Annotated in this window: 18 protein-coding genes and 1 tRNA gene; 17 read left to right on the top strand and 2 right to left on the bottom strand. The window is 24.9% G+C overall.

What is annotated here, in order from left to right; all coding sequences use genetic code 4:
• Window positions 1–29 precede the first annotated feature (29 nt).
• The 10 genes from rsmD to SDIMI_RS03540 are packed head-to-tail and all read left to right on the top strand — an operon-like array spanning window position 30 to window position 10,335.
• Window positions 30–605, top strand: coding sequence for a 16S rRNA (guanine(966)-N(2))-methyltransferase RsmD (gene rsmD / locus SDIMI_RS03585; protein ID WP_020836629.1), 576 nt, complete (start codon window positions 30–32; stop codon window positions 603–605).
• Window positions 598–1,482, top strand: coding sequence for a guanylate kinase (gene gmk / locus SDIMI_RS03580; RefSeq protein ID WP_020836628.1), 885 nt, complete (start codon window positions 598–600; stop codon window positions 1,480–1,482). Before rsmD ends, gmk begins: the two co-directional genes overlap by 8 nt.
• Window positions 1,482–2,735: a 16S rRNA (cytosine(967)-C(5))-methyltransferase RsmB gene (gene rsmB / locus SDIMI_RS03575; protein WP_020836627.1), complete on the top strand. Its 1,254-nt coding sequence runs from the start codon at window positions 1,482–1,484 to the stop codon at window positions 2,733–2,735. The genes gmk and rsmB overlap by 1 nt, the downstream gene beginning before the upstream one ends.
• A gap of 52 nt (window positions 2,736–2,787) precedes the next feature.
• Window positions 2,788–5,220 carry a hypothetical protein gene (locus tag SDIMI_RS03570; RefSeq protein WP_020836626.1) on the top strand — a complete coding sequence of 811 codons (2,433 nt, stop codon included), beginning with the start codon at window positions 2,788–2,790 and terminating at the stop codon, window positions 5,218–5,220.
• Between the two features lie 59 nt (window positions 5,221–5,279).
• Window positions 5,280–6,353, top strand: a complete 1,074-nt coding sequence (gene rlmN, locus SDIMI_RS03565; protein ID WP_020836625.1) for a dual-specificity RNA methyltransferase RlmN — start codon at window positions 5,280–5,282, stop codon at window positions 6,351–6,353.
• Window positions 6,343–7,101 carry a PP2C family protein-serine/threonine phosphatase gene (locus SDIMI_RS03560; RefSeq protein ID WP_020836624.1) on the top strand — a complete coding sequence of 253 codons (759 nt, stop codon included), beginning with the start codon at window positions 6,343–6,345 and terminating at the stop codon, window positions 7,099–7,101. The genes rlmN and SDIMI_RS03560 overlap by 11 nt, the downstream gene beginning before the upstream one ends.
• A 50-nt stretch (window positions 7,102–7,151) precedes the next feature.
• Complete coding sequence (locus tag SDIMI_RS03555) at window positions 7,152–8,162, top strand: serine/threonine-protein kinase (RefSeq protein ID WP_020836623.1); 1,011 nt, start codon at window positions 7,152–7,154, stop codon at window positions 8,160–8,162.
• 1 nt (window position 8,163) lies between these two features.
• Window positions 8,164–9,054 (top strand): ribosome small subunit-dependent GTPase A, encoded by an 891-nt coding sequence (gene rsgA, locus SDIMI_RS03550; protein ID WP_020836622.1) that lies wholly within the window; start codon window positions 8,164–8,166, stop codon window positions 9,052–9,054.
• Window positions 9,054–9,728 carry a ribulose-phosphate 3-epimerase gene (locus SDIMI_RS03545; RefSeq protein WP_020836621.1) on the top strand — a complete coding sequence of 225 codons (675 nt, stop codon included), beginning with the start codon at window positions 9,054–9,056 and terminating at the stop codon, window positions 9,726–9,728. The genes rsgA and SDIMI_RS03545 overlap by 1 nt, the downstream gene beginning before the upstream one ends.
• Entirely contained in the window at window positions 9,718–10,335 is a 618-nt protein-coding gene (locus SDIMI_RS03540) for a thiamine diphosphokinase (protein WP_020836620.1), read from the top strand. The genes SDIMI_RS03545 and SDIMI_RS03540 overlap by 11 nt, the downstream gene beginning before the upstream one ends.
• A gap of 40 nt (window positions 10,336–10,375) precedes the next feature.
• Here SDIMI_RS03540 and SDIMI_RS03535 read toward each other — a convergent pair.
• Together SDIMI_RS03535 and rpmB are read right to left on the bottom strand one after the other, a co-directional pair.
• Window positions 10,376–10,458 (bottom strand) — tRNA-Leu (locus tag SDIMI_RS03535).
• Window positions 10,459–10,520: 62 nt separating this feature from the next.
• Complete coding sequence (gene rpmB / locus SDIMI_RS03530; protein ID WP_020834659.1) at window positions 10,521–10,721, bottom strand: 50S ribosomal protein L28; 201 nt, start codon at window positions 10,719–10,721, stop codon at window positions 10,521–10,523.
• A gap of 218 nt (window positions 10,722–10,939) precedes the next feature.
• Between rpmB and SDIMI_RS03525 the strand changes: the two genes are divergently transcribed.
• From SDIMI_RS03525 to rnc, 7 genes are all read left to right on the top strand, one after another.
• Window positions 10,940–11,251 (top strand): Asp23/Gls24 family envelope stress response protein, encoded by a 312-nt coding sequence (locus tag SDIMI_RS03525; protein ID WP_020836619.1) that lies wholly within the window; start codon window positions 10,940–10,942, stop codon window positions 11,249–11,251.
• 123 nt (window positions 11,252–11,374) lie between these two features.
• Window positions 11,375–13,018 carry a DAK2 domain-containing protein gene (locus SDIMI_RS03520; protein WP_020836618.1) on the top strand — a complete coding sequence of 548 codons (1,644 nt, stop codon included), beginning with the start codon at window positions 11,375–11,377 and terminating at the stop codon, window positions 13,016–13,018.
• Window positions 13,019–13,099: 81 nt separating this feature from the next.
• Window positions 13,100–13,852, top strand: a complete 753-nt coding sequence (locus SDIMI_RS03515; protein WP_020836617.1) for a hypothetical protein — start codon at window positions 13,100–13,102, stop codon at window positions 13,850–13,852.
• A 26-nt stretch (window positions 13,853–13,878) separates the two neighbouring features.
• Window positions 13,879–17,628, top strand: a complete 3,750-nt coding sequence (locus tag SDIMI_RS03510; protein ID WP_020836616.1) for an ABC transporter permease — start codon at window positions 13,879–13,881, stop codon at window positions 17,626–17,628.
• 40 nt (window positions 17,629–17,668) lie between these two features.
• Window positions 17,669–17,887: a hypothetical protein gene (locus SDIMI_RS03505; protein ID WP_020836615.1), complete on the top strand. Its 219-nt coding sequence runs from the start codon at window positions 17,669–17,671 to the stop codon at window positions 17,885–17,887.
• A gap of 73 nt (window positions 17,888–17,960) precedes the next feature.
• A complete protein-coding gene (gene plsX / locus SDIMI_RS03500; protein WP_020836614.1) occupies window positions 17,961–18,965 on the top strand; it encodes a phosphate acyltransferase PlsX in 1,005 nt (334 codons plus the stop codon).
• Window positions 18,965–19,657 (top strand): ribonuclease III, encoded by a 693-nt coding sequence (rnc, locus tag SDIMI_RS03495; RefSeq protein ID WP_020836613.1) that lies wholly within the window; start codon window positions 18,965–18,967, stop codon window positions 19,655–19,657. Before plsX ends, rnc begins: the two co-directional genes overlap by 1 nt.
• Window positions 19,658–19,673: the final 16 nt, after the last annotated feature.

The raw sequence follows: 19,673 nt of genomic DNA, 5'->3' as shown, positions 1-19,673 counted from the left end.
TATAATATAAAAAGCAAAGGAAAAATGAAATGAGAGTTATAAGCGGACGTTTTAGAGGGCGAAAATTAGTTACATTAGAAGGAATGAATACTAGACCAACAATTACAAGAGTAAAAGAAGATATGTTTAATGTATTAAATAATTATTTTATATTTGAAGATAAAGTTTGTTTAGATTTATTTGGTGGTAGTGGTGCTTTATCTTTAGAGGCATTATCAAGAGGGTTGAAATTTGCATATGTTAATGATCATCATAAACCTGCTTTAGAAATCATTAAAGAGAATTTTAGAGGCTTAAATTCAGATGAATTTGAACTTTTTAATTTAGATTATAAAAGAATGCTTGATTTTTTAGTTAATTCTAATAAAAAAATGGATCTAATTTTTTTTGACCCACCATTTGCTAAAGTAGAATATTATTATGATTTCTTTAAATATATTTATGAAAAGGAATTATTAAATAATTATGGTATATTAATAATGGAATCAGAATTACCATTAGATATGAATAAAATTGAAATTCTGAATATCTTAAAGTACAAAGACTTTAAAAATAAACATCTATATATTTTAAGACTTGAAAAGGGAGAACTTGAAAATGAATAAAAAAGGTAAAATAATCATTTTATCAGGACCATCTGGTGTTGGAAAAGGATCTATTAATAAAGAATTAGCACAAGATAAATCTTTAAATTTAGTACAATCAATTTCGATGACAACTCGTCCTCCAAGACCGGGAGAAATTGAGGGAGTAAATTATTACTTTGTGGATAAAGAAACTTTCAAAGACGCAATTCAACACAATGAATTAATTGAATATGCTGAATTTATTGATAATTACTATGGAACACCAAGAAAAACTGTCCATGATAAAATAAATAATGGTGAAAATGTAATTTTAGAAATTGAAGTTGTTGGAGCAACTCAAGTTCTTAAAAAAGAAAAACCAGAGAACTTAGTGTCAATTTTCTTAATGCCTCCAAGTTTAAAAGCACTTGAACAAAGATTAAGAAAACGTGGAACAGAAAAAGAAGAAATCATTAAACAAAGATTAGATAAAGCTTTATTAGAAATTCCTCTAAAACACAAATATCAATATATTATTGAAATTGATAGTGTTGAAAATGCTGTTGCAAAAGTAAAAGAAGTATTAACAAAAGAAAATACATTAAAAATTGATCAATCACAAAGTAAATACTTTAAATTAAAAAATAAAGTAGAACAAATTGTGAGCGAAGAGTATGAATTCTTTGTAAATAACTGAAAAGAAAATGTTCAAAAAGTAGGAGAACAAGTAATAAGTGAAAACTTTGATTTTAAAAACTACTTAGTTGAATTATTAACAGATAAAACATATGCTCATGTATTAGCAAATGAGGATTTAGAAATTCTTGAAAGTTCAGAATTTATTTCAACAATTGTAGAACACTTTATGATTGATGTTAACTTCTTTAGTATTGAACAAAAAGAATTTAAAAAATAATGAACTCAAGAAAAGAAGCACTTAATATATTATTTGAGGTATTTAAAAATAATAAATTTTCAAATAAACTTCTTAATAATCTAATAAAAAAAGAGGCTATGTCTAAAGAAGACATAGCCTTTATTTTTAAATTAGTATATGGAACAATTCAATACAAAATATATTTAGAATATGTTGTGAATAAAGTTATAGATCCACAAAAGACAGATTACAAAATTCAAATTTTACTTTGAATGAATTTATATCAACTGAAATTTTTAGAATCAAAAGCTTATTATGTAATAAATGAATCTGTTGAAATAACAAAAGAAATTAATAAAAATTTTTCAGGTTTAGTAAATAAAGTATCAAAAGTATTAACTAATCAAGAATTATGAAAAGTTGAAATTAAAAATAAACAAAATATATTTGCTCTCGAAAATGGTTTTCCTTTTTGACTTTATAAAAAAATTGAAAAAGATTATTCAAAAGAAGACGCTAAGCAATTTGTTTTATTTACAAATATACAATCAAAGATAAGTTTAAGAGTTAATACATTAAAAATTTCTATAGAAGATTTTGAAAACCTTTATTTAGAGAAATATAGTTTAATTAAATCAGAGTTATTAGAGGGTTTTTATTTATCTGATTTTAATATAGTTAATGAGGAAATATTTTTAAAGGGTCTTGTAACTATTCAAGATCAAACAAGTGGTTTAGCTTCAGAAATTTTAAACCCAAAACCAAATTCTAAGGTTTTAGATATGTGTTGTGCACCGGGTGGCAAATTAACACATTTAGGACAAATAATGAATAATACTGGAATCATTGTGGGTAATGAACTTCAAAAAAATAAAGAAAAACTTATTCAAGAGAACATAACAAGATTGGGTGTAAAAAACATTTCTTTAATCTTTGGAAATGCATTAGATATTAATGAAGAAGATTATGATTTCATTTTACTCGATGCTCCTTGCTCTGGTTATGGCGTAATAAGGCAAAAACCAGAAATAAAATTAAAAAAATATTCACAAGAAGAAGTTGAAGAACTATTGGAAGTACAATCTAAACTGTTAGAGAAAGCTTACAAATGCAGCAAAGTTGGAACAGAAATAGTTTATTCAACTTGTACAATAAATAAAGATGAAAATGAAAAGCAAATTGAAAAGTTTTTAAATAATCATAATAACATTAAAAAAATATATGAAAAAATATTTTTTGGAAATGAATTTAACAATGATGGTTTTTATATATGTAAAATGAAAAGAATTTAACTTTTCATTTTTTTATTTATACTGTCGATAACATTATGGGGAGGAATTTGAAATGCTAAAAATTTTAAAACTACTTTTTATAATTTCTGGAACAGCACCAACTGTAACAAACATTATTGATACAGAAATTATAAATATATTTAAACAAGATTTTAATATACAAGAACATGAATTAAAAAAAGAACCTATGTATTTTTTAACAAATAAGTATTCAAATGGTATTAAAGAAGAAGTTGAATATCAAAAAAATAGTTCAATAACAACAACAACTTTTGACAATTTTCTAACTCTAAAGGAATTAGAATTAGAACATATTGAAGATTTCTGATTTGATTCTGATTTGGACTTACATTTTACAAATATTATTCAAAGAGATTCAAATGAGGGAAATAAAAATAGTTATTTCTATGAAACAATTACTAAAGAAACATTTAATTTAAATATTAAATTAGATAAAAGACAAGAATATAAAAAAATACAACATGAATCTTCATATCATGATAAATGAAATGATGTATTTGTATATTCAAAATTAAATCTTGAAGTTAGAAAAATATATGGAGAAAATAAAGGATTACAAATATCAGGAATAGTTCAAGAAGAAGTATATTTTGATTCTAAGGTTCTAAATTTTAAAGGATATAATCAAAAATATGCAAAAAAAATTAGTGGTGGACTTTTTTTAAAAAATATAAAAACAAATTTTATATCTAGAAAAGACTTCTTTGAAGATACAAATGAAGAATATTATGTAATGAAAACAAATTTACCTACAGACTATAGAGCTTCATTATACAATTTAGAAAAAACTTTAAAATATGATGAAAACTTTTATAGATATTTAGGAATTACAAAAAATTCATATCATGATGTAAATATTAATGCTTTATTTAATGACTCTTACTTTCAAAATAATAAAATTTTTGCAACAGTTGATCTTTTTGAAAAATCAAAAGTTATTAAAAAAAATATAAAAATAATTATTATTGGAGCTGAAATTAATAATAAAGATGATTTGATAAATATAGATTATAAAAGTAATCTAAAAAATCTTGATGAAGAACATAATAGAATTAAGTATTATTTATCTAATAAATATTTAATTCCTGAAAAGAAAATTAAATTTAATTTAGATGATATTGATAATTCAAATGCAATAAAAAAATTTGAAAATTCAATTAAATCAGAATTTAAATATGAATATATAAAACCTAGTGGGGCCAAATTAATATTTAAAGTTCATGTAAGTCATGCATATAAAAAGGGTGAAGAAAATATAATTGTTTCAAAATGAAATGAAATAAAATTTTCAAAAACAGATAAAAATTATGAATTTAATAATCAAATTGTATTAGATCAATCAAAAATTCAAGGAGAAGAATTGGAATTTAAAAATTTTGAAACTTCAATTGAAAAAACAACAATAAGAAGAACAGAAATTCAAAATATTTTTATTCTTAATGGAAGCAAATTTAGAAATATAAAAATAAAGAACAGTGATAATTTAAAAGTTAAATTTGAAAATAAAAATATAATAAAAATTGAAGCTTTATCAGAAGGAAACGCTTACATCAAGTTAGATTCTATTGATGCAAAGGAAAGTAAAATTATTGAATTTAATGTTATAAAAGCTTTGGGAGATTTTAGTTTAGATAAAGAAGAAATTGAAATGTCAAAAGGAGAAACTGAAATTATAGATATTGAAACAGATTATATTGAAGGTATTGAATTAATTAATAAGAATAAAAATGTAAATGCAAAAATAATTGATAAAGAATTAAGTATAACAATAAATAAATTAGGATATTATGAGTTGGAGTTATTTTCAAAACTTACACTTGAAAGCAAAATAGTAAAAATAAATGTAGTTGATAATAATGCTTTATTAGAATTAAATAAGCATTTTATTGTTAGTGAAATAAATTCTCAAAATAATTTAATAATAAGTAACTATGAAAAAATTGATTCAGATTTTTTAAATATTACTGCAAATAGTGATGAAATTTTATTTACCAGAACTGATTCAGAAATAGTTTTTATTGCAAAAAGCTATGGTGATTTTAATTTAAAAATTAAATACAAAGATCAAATTGAAATTGTAAATATTAAAATAGTAAAAGAGATAAGTGAAAAAAATGTCTTTACAAATAAAAAGGAATTAACTTTTGATAGATCATCTACAGATATTTTATTTATGAATGAAAATCTAGAATTAACTAAGACAAAACAGGATTTTATTTTAAAATTATTAGATTTAAATTCAATTGGATATATTGAAGTTCTTAATACGGATGGAGAAAAATCAAAAATAACAATTAAAGCCGATCAAAAAGATATTAACAATGAAAATGGTAAAGATAAAACAAAAGAAGATAAAAATAAAAACATTACTAAAATTTTGGCAATATCACTTATACCTATAACTCTAGGTACTTCAATATTATTTTTCTTTGTTCTTAAAAAATTAAATAAAAAGCAAAATTAAAGCAATTTTAAATGAAACAATTATTAGTGTGATAAAATATACATTGGAGTAAAAATTTTATGGAACAAACAAGTATATTTAAATACACAATTGAAGAATTAGAAGAGATTCTAATGGAAAATGGATTTAAAAAATTTTCTGCAAAACAAATTTATGATTGATTATATATAAAAATGGAAACAAATTTTGATAATATGACTAATTTAAGCAAAGAATTAAGAGAATTTATAAAACTTAGATTCAAAGCGGATTTACTTAAAGATTTAGTTACTGAAGAATCAAAAGATGGAACAATTAAAATTTTATTTATGCTTGATGATAAAAAGACAATTGAAACTGTACTTATGCCACAAAAGTATGGTCAATCAGTTTGTGTTACAACTCAGGTAGGATGTAAAATGTCTTGTAAATTCTGTGCTTCAGGATTAATAAAGACAGAAAGAAATTTATCTGTTGATGAAATTGTAAGACAAATTTATACTATGAATTTATATTTAAAAAATAAATATAAAGATGATCCAGAAAACAGAAGGGCAAGAGTAAGTCATATTGTTGTTATGGGAATTGGTGAACCTTTTGATAATTATGATAATGTATTAAAATTTGTAAAAATAATAAATGATAAAAGAGGATTTGAAATTGGTGCAAGACATATTACAATTTCAACTTGTGGAATTGTTCCAAAAATTAAAGAATTTGCTGATTTAAAAACTCAAATTAATTTAGCTATTTCATTACATGCATCAAATGATGAAGTGAGAAATACAATGATGCCAATAAATAAAGCATATCCAGTAAAAACTTTATTAGATGCTGTTAGATATTATGTGGATCAGACTAATAGAAGAGTAACATTTGAATATATCTTAATTGATGGAGTAAATGATAGACCAGAACATGCTTTAGAATTGGCAAAAATAATAAAAGGAATCAATGGTTATGTTAATTTAATTCCTTATAACGAAGTTGAGGAAAACCCATATAAAAAATCAACAAGAATTGATGAATTTTACAGAATTCTTAAAAAACAAAATATTAATGCAATAGTTAGAAAAGAATTTGGAGCAGATATTGACGCAGCCTGTGGTCAGTTAAGAGCCAAAAGGGAAGGTGTCATAAAAAATGAAATTTAAGAGTGCAATACTTTCAGATATAGGAAATTATAGAAAATCTAATCAGGATAATTTAGATTTTGCAACTAAAAAATCAGGAGAAGCATTTGGGATTGTATGTGACGGAATGGGTGGACATGCATATGGAGAAGTTGCTTCAAAAATTGCTGTTGAAAAATTTATTGAATATTTTCATGAACAGGATTTTTCTCAATTAAATCAAAAAGAAATTAACAGATGACTTAGAGCAGGAGTTAATAACGTTTTAACTGAAATGGTTGAATATTCAAATGAAAGATTTGAAACAAGAGATATGGGTACAACATTGACAGCTATTTTATTTACTAAAGTTGGTGGATTTGTTATTAATGTTGGAGATTCAAGAACATACAAACTTGTTAATAATGAATTGTTTCAAATAACTCAAGATCAAAATTTATGAAATTCGACACCAGAAGCAGAAAGAAGAGATATTCAAATGTCTGGTATTTATGAAAAAGCAAATGATGTAACTTTTTGAAAAGTTTTAACAAGTGCTTTGGGACCGCAAAAGACATTAAGAATTGATACTTACTTTATTGAAAATCAAGAAGGTACTTATATGTTGACAACAGATGGAGTACATGATTACATGGATGAAGAAATTACAGCATCAACTCTTTCTAATTCAAAAGTTAAATTAAAAGATAAAGCAAATTTAATTGTTGAAGATGCAAAAGATAATGTATCAACAGATAATCTATCAATTTTAATTATTGAAGCAGAGTAATTTAACTTTGCTTTTTTTGTTATTATATTATTGGAAAAGGAGCTAGACATATGAATAATTACCAACAAGGATCGTTAATCAATGAAAGATATGAAGTAATTAATCAGCTAGGAAAAGGTGGAATGGCATCTGTTTTTAAAGCATATGATTTAATTACTAAAACTATTGTGGCAGTTAAAGTTGTAGCTCCAGAAATAGTTTTAAAACCAGTGGGACAAGAGAGATTTGAAATTGAAAAGGAAGCATTTGCAAAACTAGGATCAAATCCACATGTTGTAAAACTGTTTGATATTATTCAAAATGGAGATGAATGATTTATAATATTGGAATGTGTTGAGGGTGGGACATTAAAAGATAAATTTCAGGATTTTGGTTCTATGACATTAAAAGAACTTAAATATTATTTTTCAAAAATTTGTGATGCATTATCTGAAGCACATAAATTGAAAATAATTCATAGAGATATAAAACCAGATAATGTTTTATTAACACAATCAGGTGAAGTAAAATTAGGAGACTTTGGTATTTCAGTTATGGAAGGTATTTCAACAGAAGTTAATAAAGCTATTGGTACTCCAAAATATATGCCCCCTGAAATAATTGCAGCTCAAAATCCATCTCCTCAAAGTGATATATATTCTTTAGGAATTATGCTTTATGAATTTGCAACAGGAACAGCACCGTTCATTGCCAAAGAAGCTCAAAAAATTGCTGCAAAACATTTAAAAGAAACTCCAACAAGTCCAAAACTAATTAATCCATCAATTCCACAAAGTTTGGAAAATTTAATTATGAAAATGATAGAAAAAGAACCTGGTAATAGATTTGAATCAGTGGATGAAGTTAAAAGTGAGCTTTTGAAAATTAAGTTATCAGATAGTCCAAAACCTTATATTTATCATAAAAAGGTAACAATAAATATGAATGAAGGTAAAAGAACAATTAAAGTGGGAACAGCTTATGATAAATTACCATTTATTGCAAGAACCAAATTCTTTATTACTTTTGGAATCATTTTAATTGCCTTAATAATATTTTTAGTTGCTATGTTGGTAGTATAAAATGAATAAAGGAATTATATTAAAAATTCTTAGTGAATATGCTTATGTATTATTTGAAAAAAATTTATATGAATGTAAAGCAACAGGAAAGATTAGGCACAGCAATATAAAACCAACAACCGGAGATTATGTTGAATTTGAAATTATAGATGAAAAAAACTTTAAAGGGTCATTAACAAATATATTGGAAAGAAAAAATGAGCTTTATAGACCAAGAATTGCAAATATTGATCAAGTAGTAATAATTACATCACTTAGAGATCCATTATTAAACACATATACTTTGAATAAATATTTATTTTTTGTAGAACTTTTAAATATAAAACCAGTATTAGCATTTACAAAAGTAGATTTAACTCAAGACAATGATGAAGAGTTAGTAAAAGCAAATGCATATAAGAAATTTGGTTATGAAGTTTATTTAATTAATAATATGATAAAAACTGATAAAGAATGAATGTCATTTTTAAAAAGCTTAGAGAATAAAACCTCAGTCTTTACAGGTCAAACCGGAGCTGGAAAATCAACTACTCTTAATCATATAATTCCAAATCTTTTTGAAAAAACACAAGAAATTTCAAAAGCCTTGAATAGAGGTAAACATACAACAACTAAAAATGAATTATTTATTTATAAAGATGCTTTAATTGGAGATACTCCTGGTTTTTCTTCTTTTGAATATAAAGAAATTTCTCAAGAAGAAATAGCAATGAGCATTAACTTTTTTAAACAAGCAAATTGTAAATTTACAAATTGCTTACATATAAATAAAACTCCAGGTTGTAACGTTATAAAAGCTGTTGAAAATAATAAATTTCCAGATTTTATTTATAAAGATTATGTAAAAGTTCAATTAGAAATTGAAGATCAAAATAAAAGGAGAAAATACTAATGTCTAAATTTATTGTAGCTCCAAGTATATTAACTGCTAACTTTTTAGATTTAAAAACAGATTTAAATAAGTTAGAACAAGCAAACATTGAATGAATACATTATGATGTAATGGATTATAATTTTGTTCCTAATTTATCTTTTGGACCAAAAATACTTTCAGATATTGTTGAAAAATATAATTTTAAAATGGATTTACATTTAATGGTTAAAATAGTAAATTTGTCTGTTGAGGATTATTTAAAACCTTTTCTTTTAAAAAATGTTGAACAGATTACTATTCATTTTGAGGCATTAGATGATGAACAGATATTTAATTTTATAGATTTTTGTAAGAAAAATAAAATAAGAAGTTCAATTTCTATAAATCCCGATACTGAGGTGAAAGATATTGAAAAGTATTTAAATCAGATTGATAATGTTTTAATTATGAGTGTTCATCCTGGTTTTGGAGGACAAAGTTTTATATCAAATTCTTTAAAAAAAATTGAATTACTAAATTTTTTAAGAGATTTAAATAAGTTTAATTATTCAATTCAAGTTGATGGTGGAATTAATGAAGATACTTTCAAATTAGTTCAAGATGCCAAAGTTGATATGATTGTTGCTGGAAGTTATTTGGTGGGTTCAAATGTTACAAATCTAAATGAAAGAGTAAAAAAACTTGAAGGATAAAGCATTAATAGTAGTTTCAAAAACTAATATTAATTTAAAAACATTTGAAAATACCCATTTAATGGTTGGTGTCGAAAGAGGATGTCTAGATTTAATTGAAAAAGAAATCAAAATTGATTTGGCAATATCTGATTTTGATCAAGTTATTAGTGAAGAATTGGAACTTATCAAAGAAAATTCAAAAGAATTTATTCACTTTAATTCTGAAAAGGATTTTCTAGATGGTATTGCAACAATTAATCATCTAAATAGCTTAGGATATAATGATTTAACAATGATTGTCAAACCAAGTAAAAGATATGATATGAATTTAACGATCATAGAATATGTTTTTAAATATAATTTGAAAATAGTAAATGATGATTCTATAATTTTCAAATTAAAAAAAGGAGAAAATAAATTAGATTTTGATAAGTATCAGGATTTCACTTATGTTTCATTATTTAGTCTAAAGGATAATCAAATTACAATTAAAGATATGAAATATGAGGTAAATGAGGTAAAGTTAGATGCATATAATTCATTTGCATACTCTAATCAATTTAAACCTTATATAAATGGAATAATAAATCTTAAAGAAGAAGCAATGATAATAATTACAAAATAAAAAACAGATTACTTAAAGTAATCTGTTTTATTTTCTAAACTGGTGCCCTCTATCGGAGTCGAACCGATACGATTTCTCGGCAGATTTTGAGTCTGCTGCGTCTACCAATTCCGCCAAGAGGGCATTACCTTTATTATTATATATAAAAAAAAGAAACTTCTAAGAGTTTCTTGATTTATTGTAGTTTATTTTGCTAATTGGTTGTTTTTTTTCAAAGTTCTTAAAGTTCTAGCTGATACTTTCAAAGTCATAACTTTTCCATTTTCATCCATTACTTGAACTTTCTGTAAGTTAAGGTTTCATTTTCTTTTGTTGGCATTCATAGCATGTGATCTTGAATTACCTGACAAAGGACCTTTACCTGTTAAACCGTCTTTTCTTGCCATATTTTCACCTCGGACTTATAAATAATATAATAATTACTTTAAAATTACAAGAAAATATTAAAAATAATATTAGTAAAGTTATAAGTTTTACAATTTTTAGTTTTATTCTCTTCGCTAATAGTGTAAAATAATTTTGTACTAGTTTGAAACGTGACACCATGATCTCGTGTTACCCTGAATTAGATAAAGCACTTATATTTTGTATGGAGGAAATGTAAATGATAGATAAAATTATTTTAGATTCTATATCAAATGCTGTTGTTACAGTTCCTGGAGTTGTTTCATTTGCAAATTTTGCAGCCAAAACAGAAGCAGAAATAAAAACAGAAGATATATCAAAAGCAGTTGAATTAACAACTGCTGATAATACTGATAGAGTTAAAGTGCATATAGTTCTAATCAATGGAGTTAATATTCGAGACGTTGTCAATGAAGTTCAAATACGTGTAAAGTATGAATTAGAAAAGGTTTCTCAATTCGTGCGAAATTATATTGTTGATGTTGCTGTAGATGATCTTATTGTTGTTTAAACAATATTTTTATTTATTTCAATGTTAACTTGTAATCTGGCAAATAAATATTTGCAATTTTTTATCATTTTTTTTATTTTTAAATGATAAAAAAACAATATGGTTATAGAAGGTGACAATACTATGAAAGATGCACAAATTTTAAAAGGTATGATAACTAGTGGAGTTAATAATTTATATAATAATTATCCACATATAGATAAATTAAATGTTTTTCCTGTACCAGATGGGGATACAGGAACAAACATGAATTTAACATGTACTAATGGATTTGCTGAAATTGAAAATGAAGACTTTGATAATGTTGGCTCATTAATGAGCAAATTTTCTCGAGGTTTAATTATGGGCGCTCGTGGTAACTCAGGTGTTATCTTCTCTCAAATAATTAAGGGTTTTTCAAATGGGATGAAAGACAAAGAAAACTTGGACTTAAGTACTTGAAAAGAGTCTTTCACAAAGGCAAAAGAAGTTGCATATGCAGCTGTTATGAAGCCAGTTGAAGGTACTATATTAACTGTAATACGTGAAACAAGTGAATTTGTTAATTCAATGAGTGAAGAATTAACTCCAGATGATTTCTGAGAGAAAGTGGTTACAGCCGCAAATATATCATTAGAAAATACACCAGAACTATTACCAGCTTTAAAAGAGGTTGGAGTAGTTGATAGTGGTGGATATGGTTTAGTTAAGTTTTTTGAAGGAATGCAATATTTTATTCAAAAATTAAAACCAATAGCAAAACTAAAAAAACTTGAAGAAAATACAGGGGCAAACATCGAAATGGCAATCGAAGATGAGTTTGGTTACTGTACTGAAGCAATCGTTATGCTTAACGAAGAATATATTGAAAAATTACAAATTGATACAGTAAGAAATACATTTGAACAATATGGAAACACATCAATTGTTGCTGTTATGGATAAAGATATTTTAAAAATTCATACACACGCATTAATGCCTGGACAAGTTTTATCTTATTTACAACAATTTGGAGAGTTTAAAACAATAAAAGTTGAAAATATGACTTTACAAGCAGATAAACATGTGGCAAATACTGCAGATAGTTCATCTGCAAATATAACAGCTCAACAACAACGTACATTAAAAAATGAAGTTGCAACAATTGCTGTTGTAAGATCAAAAGGTATGAAAGATTACTTTAAAAATGAATTGAGTTTTGATTATGTTATTGATGGAGGACCAAAAATGAATCCTTCAACAAATGATTTTATAAAAGCAATCGAAGCAGTTGATGCTAAAACTGTTTATATATTCCCAAATGATTCAAATGTTCTTTTAGCAGCGAAACAAGCCAAAGATTTAGAAAAAATGTCTAAAGTTGCTGTTATTGAAACAAAAACAATTCCTCAGGGAATGACAGCATATTTAAACTTAGATGCTGACGAAAGTATTAAGAAAAATGAATCAAATATTAATAAAGCAATCAAAAACGTTACATCAGTTTCAATTAATAAAGCAGCAAGAGAAGCTACAATTGATGGAATAAATATCAAAACTGGTGAATACATGATGACAGCTGATAAAAAAATTACTATATCTACAAAATCATTAAATGATGTATTTAATAAATCATTATCAAAATTTATTACATCAAAAACAGAAATTATAACAATATTTACTGGACAAGATGCATCATTTAAGGATATAAACGATTTACGTAAATACTTAGATGAAAATCATGATGTTGAATATGAAGTAATTGATGGACAACAAGAAGTTTATTCATTCATTATTGGAATCGAATAATATTAAAAATGATTCTTTGAGAATCATTTTTTTATTTTTTATTAAGATATAATTAAAATGTTTTATAAAGGAATGTAAATTATGCTAAATAAACAAAAGAATTTGATTAAATCACTTTCAGTTTTTATTATCAATTTAATGATTACTCTTCTTTCGATATTTTGCTCAATTGTAATCTTAAAAATATTATTAACTCATGAAATAACACTATCTAATTATTTATTAGCATTTGGTCTAATTTGTATAGGATTTCTATTAGTGTTTATATATATTTATAAACTTATAAACTATTTAGGAACTATTTATTTTTTGAAAAAAATTAAACTTGATCAAATAAATAGAGAAGTTTTTGATGAAGTAATTAAAAAAATTAAATTTGAGTTAAACCCTGTAGCGTATTTAGTTCTTGGAATATCTGTTTTTGTAATTTTTAGTTATATTTTTTCACAAAATGGAGATAAAAGAATTGCTGAGTTTAATAAATTATTTTTTATTAATAAATTGATTTTATCTTTAATATTTTTTGCAATATTTGAACTATTAAGTGTTATATTTATTTTTGCTATATTAAGATTTATAAAAGATGCAAAGAAAACATGATATTCTTTAAAAACTATTAATTTTAATCTATATACTTTATTTCTTAAAATAATAAATTTTTTAGCAATTAAATTTTTACAAATTAAAGAAATTTTGTTATTTTCTAATTCATTAATATTAAATATAATACATGTTTATGACTCTGAACAGAGAAATACAATTTCAATTAAAAGAACAAATTATTTAAATCAAAAAGCAAAAGGAGACACTCCACCAACTTTTTCATTTTTTTAATAATTTAATTAGAAAGGAATAAAAAAATGAAAAATATTTTTAAATCATATATGAAAGCCTTTGTAAAGGCTTGGGTAGAAACATTAGGAACAATTGCGTTTTTAATGATTTTTACCATGCTTATATTTGGTATGTTGGCAACTCCATTACAACTATCATTGAAAGCAACATCTGTAAAAAAGGAAACCAATTTGTGACAAACTCAATGAAATTCAAGAGGTTGATTTGATGATGAATTTATTTATGAGTATGCTTGAAATGGAAAAGAAGTTAAATTTAATTATGAAGGTATGGAATTTAACTTAGCAGTTCCAGAATTAAATTCAGATGAAAACAATAAAAGTTGATTTACTCCCGAAGCAATAAAACTTGTTAAAGACTATGTTGATAATGAATTTAAAGACCAAACAGAGAGTCCAGAATTAATAGAACTAAAAAAGCAAGAAACTATAAGAGCTATAAGTTCTTTAATTTGAATGTATTATTCAAATGGAGATGATGTAACTACAAAAAGATTTAATATTAATTCAACAGATGAAGTTGAGGGTTTTTCTGTAGGAAAAATATTTACTAATAATGCAAAAAAAATACTTTCTGAGGTTGGAGTAAATAATTCTAATAATAGAAGTTTATATAATTATGTTATTTATTCAATTTTAGACCAATTGGAAAAACAATCAAATGGGTCATTTAAATATGAAAATTTTGCAAATGCAAATTTCAAAATGATGAAAAACTCAAAGGAGAGTTATGTATATAATATTTCAAGTGCAACTTCATTAAGTAATGATGATAAATTAAATATAAATAATATTGTTTTACAAAAAGGTAGATTACCTGAGGAAAACAACGAAATTGTTGTAAGTGATGCATTTCTAAAAAATCAGAAAAAAGCAATAGGAGATAAAATTTTACTTGGAGTTGATCAATTGTATGAAGGTGGTAAAAATCTTAATACTAAGGAATTTACAATTGTTGGAATTGGTTTAAAATATTCAACACTAACACCAATAAATTTTTCATCATTTACAGATTCAATTAAAGACTATGGACAAATTTTTATGAAAAATACATTTTTTATTGAAAATAAAGCAAAGGATGGTTATTCATTTAAAGAAATTTTTCAACCAGATGATTGAAAAATGCAAGCAACAACAGGATTTAGTTTAGCTTACAAAGTTGAAACTTTTATTTCAAAAAATGATAAAAATTATAATTTAAATTCAATTTTTTCCTCTAAAAATATTAATGCAATAAACGTGATTAGAGAAAACGAGCAAATTTCAATTGTTCCACCAGGATCTGTTTTGTTTAAGGATATTAAAGACTATAGTGTAATAAATTCTTTAACAAATCTATATATAATTACTTGAATATATCTAGCAATTGGAAGTATTTTATTCGTATTAGGATTTATGTTTATTTTATTTGTTCTTAAGAAAGAAATTAATAATACAAGAAGGCAGTTGGGAGTATTCAAATCACTTGGTTATAAAACAAGTGAACTTACTTGAGTATTTTCTTTAAAAACCTTCTTAACTATGTTTATTGGAATTGGAATTGGATATTTATTGTCTTTTCCATTTCAAATAGATTCAGCTACAAAACAATTTAGTACTTTTGTAATATTTGATTACAATGTTATATACGCTTCTCCTATATTTTTATTTGTATTGATTCTTATTGTTCCAATACTATTTTCAATACTTAGTTACTTAATTATATTTAAGTTTTTAAATGAGGGAGCATTATCATTGTTAACAAATGGTCCTAAAAAAGGAAAATCTGATTATATTGTTTTAATTTTAAAGATTATTTTCTTCCCTGCTTTAATTTATTCATTAGTAAATTGAATTATTTTGAAAATATTAAGAAGTAGAAATAAAGGATTCACTTTTAGAATGCAAGAAGCTTTTGTTTCTGCAGGAAAAGGTAAATTTGTAATAATTATGGGATTGTTTATATTCAGTTCATTCTTATTTACATTACAATTAAGAGCCATGCCAATTATTAAAAATATGATTGAAGGTGGTTATAATATATATGCAAAAGATGTAAATCATTATTACGGATTTAAAACTGTTGTTCCAATTAAAACTAGAAATGGAACTATTAGCGAAGATAGTACAAAGGAAAAATATAATATAAATTATAATAATATAGGCGATAAAAATATAGTTGATTTTGTAAAAACAAGTACTGAAGATAAATATAAAACTACAAATAATTTTTCAAAATTAATGACTAATTTGTCAAGTTTCAGAGATAGTTACATTAATCAAAGTGAAGAAACTGTATTAGCATTATCTGCTGCATCTAGTATCAGTGCAGTTATTACTCCCTTAACAAATCTACCTACAAATATAAAATCAGATATTAATATACCTTCAATTGAAGATATACCAAAAGATTCATTATGAAATATAACACCAGAAGATATGTCAGGTATATTTATTGACGATATTGGAAAATTTGCTTGTATTTCGCCTTTAAGTGTAGGATATAAAGGAAGTTGTAATGATGTTGAATCATATAAAAAATATTTAGATGATAATTTAGAAAAAATATTAACTCCTGGTCAACAAACAAGAAAAAATCAAATTAACTTTAACTCTAATTTTATTACGCTTATATCAACATTTGCAAAAATGAAAGAAGGAATTAATTCTTTATTAAGTGTAAATGAAATTTTATTTAATGGAAATATAGAAGCACTTCAAACAACACTTTCTTATCATATTGAAAATAATACAGACATTGATTCAGAAAGCTCTTTAGTAAGATTAATTGATGCAAGTGGAAAATTTGGTGGAGATGCTCGAAGTGTTGTTAACTTTGATTCATTAACTGATAGTTTAATGAATCAATTACAAGAAAAAAATCATGAATATGTAAATTCTGTAATTTCTTATAGACTTGCTATGCTTCTTAATAAACAAGTTGGAGATATTTTTGATATTGTTATAGGAAAAGATGTTAATTTAAAAGTTAGAGTAGCTGCAATAAATGGAAATGATACATTGCTTCAAGATATTTATGCAGACTACACTGTTGTGATGGATAAAGTTGGAACAAAAGAAACTAAAGATAATCAAAAATATCTATTTAATTCAATTATTAGTAAAAAAGTTGCAAGTGAAGGAACGATTGATCTAAAAGATATTGCAAAAAGTAGAAAGAATTTTTATTATTCTAGAGATACATATACAATTGCTTCATCAGAAAATAAACCATGATTAGCAAGCATAATGGTTCCAAATATTATAATTGGAGATAAAACAATAAGTCCACAAAAACCAGATGCATCTAATTTCTTTATGGATTCATCAGTTATTACACTACCAATTTTAAAATCAGTTATTAATCAAGTACTTGGAAAAATGACAAATGCTATGTTAATGTATATTATAATTGATGTTGTTTTATTGATTATCTTATTAGTAGTTATTATGAATATTATAATTACTGATTCAATCAATGTTATTACAATTATGAGATCACTTGGATATACAAATGGTCAAATTAATTGAATGGTTATGGGTAAATATGTGACAGGAGCTGCAATAAGTTATATATTTGCATTTATAACTTCTCTTGTAGTTTGAAAAGGAATTCAGATGTTTGTTTGGGAAAGGTTTAAAGTATTAATTGCTTTACCAACATTGCCTTGAATACCATTTGTTTCTGCAATAATATTGGGAGCAATACTATATATTGGATGAACTGCGGCTATGTTGCAAATTAAAAAAAGACCTCTAACATTGCTAGTAAGTTAGTAATTATGTATAATTATCTTATATATAAGGGGGTATAAATATGCCATTGCCAAAACAAAATAATCAAGTATCATCTGATGCTTGTTGTCCTGGAGGAGCTCATAACTGCTATACTTGTAGAGTATGTAGTGGTTCATTCCATGGATGTCAAAGTTGTCTAAAATGTATTAGCTGCCAGGTATGTTTAACAAAACAATGCCCTTGTTGTAATAATGGAAGCGCAAGACAACAAGAAAATAAAATAAAATATAAAAAATAAAACTAAAAGGTTTTATTTTTTTTGCTTTAAATATTAATTCTCTATATAATCACTATTGGACAGGAGATAAACTATGGAATACAAAGTAATAGCGTTTGACGTTATGGGTTCAGATAATGGTTTAATTCCAGCAGTAGATGCTGCTATTAAACTTTTAGGTGAACAAAAAGATTTAAAAATAATCTTTGTTGGAGATGGAGCAGCTTTGAAAAAAGAACTTTCATCAAGAAAACATAATCCAGATCAAGTGGAAATTTATAATACAACAGAAGTAATTGAAATGACTGATGGGATTATGGATATAAGAAGAAAAAAAGATTCAAGTATGGTAAGAGCACTTGAATTAGTAAAAGATGAAAAAGCACACGGTGTAACTACTGGGGGAGCAACAGCTCCATTTATAGCGGGGTGTCACTTTATCTTAAAAAAAATAGATGGTATTGAAAGACCTGGATTTATGCCAGTAATTCCTACAGTTGTAAAAGGAAAAATAACTTTATTATTGGATGTTGGTGCTAATTTAGAATGTGATCCAGAGGATTTAGTAAATTTTGCAGTTATGGCTACAGCTTATTCAAAAGCTGTTAATGGTGTAGAAGATCCAAAAGTTGCTTTACTAAATATTGGAGAAGAAAAATCAAAAGGAATGGAACTTCATCAAAAAGCATATAAATTACTTGAAGATCATGAAGAAATTAATTTTTTTGGAAATATTGAATCAAGATATTTAGCAAGTGGAATAGTTGATATTGTTGTAACTGATGGATATACAGGAAATATTGCTTTAAAAGCAGCAGAAGGAATGGGTAAATCATTACTTACTGAAATAAAAACAGCACTTACAAAAAATATTTTTAGAAAATTGGCAGCTTTAAGATTAAGAAAAGCTTTTAAAGAAGTTGCAGCAAAATTTGACTATAAAAATCATGCTGGTGCAATTTTACTTGGAACAAAAAGTATAGCTTTTAAATCACATGGTTCAAGTGATAAAGTTGCATTTTATGCTACTTTAAAAATGACATATAATGCAATAAAAAATGATGTTGTGAATAAGCTTAAAAAGGCTTTAGCAGAATAATGAACATTAGAGATTTTCTTTATAAGGAATTTTTAATTGAAATTAAGGATTCAACTCATTATAATGAAGCTTTAACTCATAATTCATTTTCAAATGAAAATAGACTTACTAAAAACTATCAAAGATTAGAGTTTTTAGGAGATGCCATTTTACAGATGAAAGTAAGTGAATATCTTTATAAACTTTTTCCAAAATCAAATGAAGGATTACTTACTAAATATAGAAGCTCAATTGTTAAAAAAGAAACATTAGCACAAATATCAAGAAAAATTAAATTAGGTAAATTAATTAGGCTTGGTGTTGGCGAACTTGATTCAAAGGGTTATGAAAAAGACTCTATTTTATCTGATGTTTATGAATCAATGACAGCTGCAATATATTTAGATCAAGGTGAATTTGTTTTAAATCAATGATTAGAAAAAACTATTTTTAGTGATTATGTAATTAATCAATTCTTGGATAAATCTCATGATTTTAAATCTGAATTACAAGAACTCATTCAATTAGAGGTAAGAAGTGAACTATCATATGTAATTTCTAATCAAGAAAAACTTGAAAATAATACTACACTTTTCACTGTTAATGCAGTTCTTGAAGGAATGGTGTATGGAACAGGTCAAGGAAGTAACAAAAAACAAGCTGAACAAGAAGCTGCAAAGAATGCATTATCTAAAATTAAAAAAAATAAATAACAGTTAAAAAACCCCA

Source organism: Spiroplasma diminutum CUAS-1, assembly GCF_000439455.1.
In the GTDB taxonomy this organism is placed as follows: domain Bacteria; phylum Bacillota_I; class Bacilli_A; order Mycoplasmatales; family Mycoplasmataceae; genus Spiroplasma_A; species Spiroplasma_A diminutum.
This window is presented reverse-complemented; position numbering and strand designations above follow the sequence as displayed.